This is a genomic window from Desulfovibrio sp. DV (genome assembly GCF_001936595.1).
Taxonomy (GTDB): domain Bacteria; phylum Desulfobacterota; class Desulfovibrionia; order Desulfovibrionales; family Desulfovibrionaceae; genus Solidesulfovibrio.
The window spans coordinates 1-5,621 of record NZ_MLBG01000171.1; the positions used below are offsets into that span (position 1 = coordinate 1).

Genomic DNA, 5,621 nt, shown 5'->3' on the forward strand with positions numbered 1-5,621 from the left:
AGCAGCAGCAGATGCAGGGCGAAGGCAAGGCCTTTTTGTCCAAGGACCGCAAAAAGGAAATCGCCGAGCGCGTCAAATTATCGCTCATGTCCCGGGCGCTGCCCATCCCGGCCGTGTTCGAGGTCGTCTGGAACACCATCGACCAGGTCATCTGGCTGTGTTCCACCAACGGCAAGGTGCAGGAGCTTTTTGAAGACCTCTTCACCATGACCTTTGAACTCCGCCTGGAGCCGCAGACCCCGGCCTTCCTGGCCGAACGCATCCTCGGCGTCGAACGGGCCCTGGCCATCGAACACCTCGAACCCAGCCAGTTCGGCGGCTGACCAGAACAGGCCCGGCCTCTCCCGGTCGCTGCGCCAGGGCACGGCCCTGGACCCGCCGGGGGGCGACGCTCCCCCGGACCCCGCAACACGGGGAATCTTGCACCAATTGCCTGCCAGTGGAGAAGATATGGACGTGAACATGGCGGAAGCCAAAAACCCGATTCTGGGCCAGGATTTCCTGACCTGGCTCTGGTTTAAAAGTGAAAAAAGCGGCTGGCTGTTCAAGCTGCCCGACGGTGGCGAGGTCAACGTCTACCTGGAACAGAAGATTTCCGTGCGCGGGGGGGTTGGCGACGAAGCCGAAACCGCCACCGTCTCCGGCCCCCACGCCCTGTTCGCCGAGGCCCGTCTGGGCGTCAAAAGCGGCAAACGGGTGGACCGGGCGCTCATCCGCTTCGAACAGGACGGCGAAACCTGGACCGTCACGGTCAAGGCCGACGACTTCGCCCTAAACGCCCTGCGTCCGCCCAAGACCGAAACCCGCACCGAAGAAGGCGAAGACCCCGACGCCAAGGTGCTGGAAAAAATGTTCCTGATCGAAAAATGCGCCACCTTCTTCGACGCCCTCTACACCCAGTTCCTGGCCGTGCGCCTGAGCCAGGGCTGGACCGGCGAACTCTCCGACTTCGCCGAGTGGCTGCACGAAGGGGTGTAGGCCGGGAGAGAAGATATAAAGGCGAAGAGGCCTCCGGCGGCCGGGGGATCATCCCCCCCGGACCCCCTGATCGGGGCGGCGGCGTTTGGGCGGTGACAGGGAGGACCCTGCCGCTGCCCAAACGCCGCCGCCCCGAATAAGTTGTTCAGGAGATGCGGGGCCTGTCCCATATTTCCACCCGCACCATTGAAAAAAAACTATGCTTGAAAATCTCACAATCGTCCTTTTTCGGCCCAAGTTCTCGGAGAACGTCGGCGCGGCGGCCCGGGCCTGCGCCAACATGGGCGTGTCGCGCCTGGTGCTGGTCGATCCGCCCTATTTCGATATGGAGCGGGCCCGGCCCATGGCCACCAGCAAGGGCGGGCTTCTGCTCGACCGCCTGGAGATCGTCGGCACCCTGGCCGAGGCCGTGGCCGGCGCCCAGGACGTCTACGGCACCACGGCAAGGCTTGGCGGCTGGCGCAAGGGGGTCATCACCCCGGGGCAGGCGGCCGGCAGCGTCTGCCGCACCCTGGCCGGCGGCGGCGGCGTGGCCGTTGTGTTCGGGCCGGAGGATGCCGGGCTCTCCAACCAGGAGACCCAGCTGTGCGGCCGTCTCGTCAACATTGTGACTGCCGATGAGGCCACCTCGCTCAATCTGGCCCAGGCCGTCCTCTTGGTCTGCTACGAGGTGTTCAAGGCCTCGCAGGGGCTGGCCGAGGAAGTGGACGAACAGTTGCCGTCAAGGGCCGCCACCCATGCCGAGCGGGAATCCCTTTTTGCCGCCCTGCGCGAGAGCCTGCTTGCCATCGACTTTTTAAAGGCCGACAACCCGGACTACTGGATGCTGCCGGTGCGGCGCTTCATTGACCGGGTCGGACTGCGGCGAAACGAATTCAATCTGCTGATGGGCGTGTGCCGCCAGATCAAATGGGCCCTGGGCCTTGGGCCGGACAAAAAGCCCCGGGCCTGACCGGCCGCCCCCATGGACAGGGACCGGGCAAGGCCGTATCAGGCAGGGATGACGCCCCGACGCGCCCTCCTGGCCGGCCTGCTGCTGGCCCTGCTCACGCTGCTGGCCGCTCTAGCACCGCCCATTGCCGATGATGACGTCTCCTGGACCCTGGTCCTTGACGCCCTGCACAAACAGGACCTACATCGTCCGGGGCCGGCTTGAGGCGTTTAAAACCCGCCACACCGCCGAAACCGTCGAACAAAACAGCGAGATGGAGCATCTGCTGCGCGACCGGGCCAGACTGGCCCTGTGGCAGGCCACGGCCTCCGACCCCTGGGAGATCCGCACGGTCCTGGCCGGCCTGGACCGTTTGCGCCTGAGTGTCGAACATCTGTCCCAGCGGCCGCAGCAAGCCTGGGCCGCCCTGGAACAAAACGTCGCCCTGCTCGAATCCTACCGGGACAAGCTGGGCGAAATCTCCCGCCAGCAAGTGCCCGAGCGCTTCCGCGATACCCTGGAACCCACCCGGCGCTCCATCCAGGAACTGGGCGCCGAAGTCAGCGCCCTGCGCGATCGGGTGGCCGAGGAAGCTGCCCCGCTTCGCGAACTGGCCGAGCAGCTCAAGGCTGCGACCGACGATCTGCAGACCGCCCTGGTCCCGGCCTGGAAGTCCTATTACAAGGACGTCAATCCGACCATTTTCTCCTCGTCCTATCTGCGCTATACCAGCGAAGACATTGAAGACTGGCTTTTGTGGAGCGACCTTGGCCTGGAGCTTTTGCACACTCCGACCATGCACGAATTCATGGTGGCCGGTGCAGGCATGGGCTGTCTGGCCGCCGCCCTGGTGGCAGCCCTGTTCCTGCTTGGCCGGCATTTCGCTGCCGGCCGGGGCGCGTCAAAGGCCGCGCTTGGAATTGTCTCCAGGGCCTCGGCCTGCGCCGCTGCCGGCGCTTTTTTCATGACCCTGGCCCAGTTCGCGCCGTTTTTCCTGTTTACCCAGCTCATATCCATCGGCGAAATCCTCTTTTCCGCCGCCCTGGTCCATCTGTCGCGCCTGGGGCGCAACCTGGAACACGACTCCAGACGGCCGGCCGTGCTGTGGCCCACCTGGCGGATCTTCGCCCTGGGGCTGCTGCTTGAATCCGGCCGCTATCCCGACACCCTCGACGGTCCGATCATGGCCGTCGTGCTGGGGCTGGCCGCCTGGGGCTTCTGGAAACGCCACAAGACCACCCTGCCCGCCCAGCGCCTGGACCGGTCCATCACCCGCATCCTGTCCTTTGCCCTGCCGCCCCTGGCTGTGGTCTCGCTGCTCGGGCTGCCGCAAACGGCCATCCTGTGCGCCTCGGGCCTTTTTTACGTGGCCCTGGCCCTGCGCTTTGCCGCCATGACCACCCGCGCCCTGGGCCAGTTGGAGATCGACCGCCACCATGGGCGCCCGCCCATTTTTCTTGGCATCTTAACCGGTGCGGGTTTCCCGTTTTTCTTTCTGGCCTTCCTGTTTCTGTTCCTGTGGCTGCTGTCCAACCAGTTCGGCGGCGAAAACGTCTTTCTGGAGATCCTCAACACGGAAACCCGGGTGGAATCCGTGGGCATAAGCCTCAATAAGATCGTGCTGCTGCTTTTTGGCTTCTACGCGGCCCGGGCGCTCATTGCCCTGTCCGCGACGTTTATCACCGAGCTGTCCAGCCGCCGCCGGGCAGTGGAACGGGGAGCCAAGGCCACCCTTTTGACCATCAACACCTACCTGTGGTGGGGCCTTTATGCCATGTTCGCCATGTCGGTGCTGGGGCTGTCCCTGGCCAGCGTGGCCGTGGTGGCCGGCGGCCTGTCCGTCGGCATCGGCTTTGGCCTGCAGACCACGGTCAACAATTTCGTCAGCGGCCTCATCCTGCTTTTTGGCCGGTCAATCCAGGCCGGGGACACCATCCAGCTCGGCGAGGGCCAGGGCGTGGTCAAGGAAGTGAACATCCGCAACACCGAGGTGCTCACCAACGAAAACGCCACGGTGTTCGTGCCCAACTCCGAACTGGTGTCCGGCAAGATCACCAACTGGAGCCACAAGGACCCAAGCGTGCGCCGCGACATCAGCGTGGGCGTGGCCTACGGCTCGGATACGGACAAGGTGCGCGAACTGCTCCTGGCCGCAGCCGCCCAGTGCCCGGCCGTGCTGGCCACCCCGCCGCCGGCCGTGCTCCATTGGGATTTCGGGGCCAGCACCCTGGATTTCAGGCTGCGCATCTGGCTGGCCGACGTGGCCGGCGCGGTCACGGCCATGTCCATGGTGCGCGGGGCCATTGACCAGCTCTTTCGCGGGGCCGGCATCGAAATCGCCTTCCCCCAGGCCGATCTCCACCTGCGCACGGCTCCGGCCCTGGAAGAACTGGCCAAGCCCCATCTGGCCGAGACCGCCCGCCTGCTGGCCGAGATCAGCGCCCGCCTCGACGCCCTAGAAAAAAACAACCGCCGGCCGGAGCCGGCCGGCGACGACGCCCAAGAAGGAAACGCCTCATGACAAAGGACACCAGCCAGGAACCGGCCAAAGTCTATTTCGCCGATCTGCGGGCCAGGACAGCCAACCGCAATCGCACGGCCAAGCTCAAGAAGCTCTTTGAGGCCGCCGGCTTCGGCGACGTCGTGGCCAAGGACGACCTGACCGCCATCAAGGTCCATTTCGGCGAGCGCGGCTGCGACACCCACATTAGCCCGACCTACGTCCGGGCCGTGGTGGACTGCATCAAGGACTGCGGCGGCCGGGCCTTTGCCACCGACACCAACACGCTCTATTCCGGCAGCCGGCACAACGCCGTGGACCATCTCACAACGGCGGTCGAACACGGTTTTGATTACGCGGTGCTCGGCGCGCCGGTCATTATCGCCGACGGCCTGGACAGCACCAATATCCTGGAAGTCCCCATCGCGGGCAAACACTTCCAGACGGTCAAGATTGCCGGCGACATCGCCCGGGCTAACTCCATGCTGGTTCTGTCGCATTTCAAGGGCCATGAACTGGCCGGGTTTGGCGGCGCCGTCAAAAACCTGGCCATGGGCTGCGCCCCCCGGGCCGGCAAGCAGGACCAGCACTGCGTGCGCTTCGAGGTGGACCCGAAAAAGTGCATCGGCTGCAGCGAATGCGTCAACGTCTGTCCGGTCGGGGCCATCGCCCTGCACGAAAAAAAGGCCGTGATCAGCAAGGACGTCTGCATCGGCTGCGGCGAGTGCCTGACGGTGTGCCCGAAAAAGGCCATGAGCATCGACTGGAAAACCGAGATCGTGCCCTTCATGGAGCGCATGGTGGAATACGCCCTGGGCGCGGTGGCCGGCAAACAGGGCCGGGTGGGCTATGTGAACTTCCTGGTCAACGTCACGCCCGACTGCGACTGCGTGCCCTGGTCCGACGCGCCCATCGTGCCGGACATCGGCTTTCTGGCCGCAAGCGACCCGGTGGCCCTGGACAAGGCCTGCCTCGATCTGGTCAACGAGCAGGCGGCCTGTCCCGAGTGCAAGCTCGAACACGGCCTGTCCGCGGGCGAGGACAAGTTCACGGCCCTGTGGAAATGGACCCGCGGGGATATGACCTTTGCCCACGGCGCGGCCATTGGCTTGGGGCGGCCGGAATATGAGCTGATCCGCATCTGACGCCGGCCGGGGGCTGTCTTTGCCTCAAAAAAAATGCCACAGCCGCGAGACCGGCGTGGGCTTTTTC

At 65.0% G+C, this 5,621-nt stretch carries 5 protein-coding genes and 1 pseudogene; all 6 read left to right on the plus strand.

Annotation, left to right across the window (positions count from 1 at the left end):
- A pseudogene (locus DVDV_RS21340) lies at positions 1–323 on the plus strand (hypothetical protein); the annotation flags it as partial.
- A 127-nt stretch (positions 324–450) separates the two neighbouring features.
- Positions 451–978, plus strand: a complete 528-nt coding sequence (locus DVDV_RS21345; protein WP_075356584.1) for a hypothetical protein — start codon at positions 451–453, stop codon at positions 976–978.
- A gap of 199 nt (positions 979–1,177) precedes the next feature.
- Complete coding sequence (locus DVDV_RS21350) at positions 1,178–1,930, plus strand: RNA methyltransferase (protein WP_075356585.1); 753 nt, start codon at positions 1,178–1,180, stop codon at positions 1,928–1,930.
- A 48-nt stretch (positions 1,931–1,978) separates the two neighbouring features.
- The gene (locus tag DVDV_RS23685) at positions 1,979–2,134 is read left to right on the plus strand and encodes a hypothetical protein (protein WP_254845489.1); all 156 of its coding nucleotides are present in this window, start codon (positions 1,979–1,981) and stop codon (positions 2,132–2,134) included.
- Positions 2,088–4,430: a mechanosensitive ion channel domain-containing protein gene (locus tag DVDV_RS21355; protein WP_254845490.1), complete on the plus strand. Its 2,343-nt coding sequence runs from the start codon at positions 2,088–2,090 to the stop codon at positions 4,428–4,430. Before DVDV_RS23685 ends, DVDV_RS21355 begins: the two co-directional genes overlap by 47 nt.
- Positions 4,427–5,554 carry a DUF362 domain-containing protein gene (locus DVDV_RS21360; protein WP_075356586.1) on the plus strand — a complete coding sequence of 376 codons (1,128 nt, stop codon included), beginning with the start codon at positions 4,427–4,429 and terminating at the stop codon, positions 5,552–5,554. The genes DVDV_RS21355 and DVDV_RS21360 overlap by 4 nt, the downstream gene beginning before the upstream one ends.
- Positions 5,555–5,621 lie beyond the last annotated feature (67 nt).

Excerpts from the sequence above, each read along its gene's own strand:
- DVDV_RS21345 (WP_075356584.1), top strand. The coding sequence starts at position 451 with ATGGACGTGAACATGGCGGAAGCCAAAAACCCGATTCTGGGCCAGGAT.
- DVDV_RS23685 (WP_254845489.1), top strand. The coding sequence starts at position 1,979 with ATGACGCCCCGACGCGCCCTCCTGGCCGGCCTGCTGCTGGCCCTGCTC.
- DVDV_RS21350 (WP_075356585.1), top strand. The coding sequence starts at position 1,178 with ATGCTTGAAAATCTCACAATCGTCCTTTTTCGGCCCAAGTTCTCGGAG.
- DVDV_RS21360 (WP_075356586.1), top strand. The coding sequence starts at position 4,427 with ATGACAAAGGACACCAGCCAGGAACCGGCCAAAGTCTATTTCGCCGAT.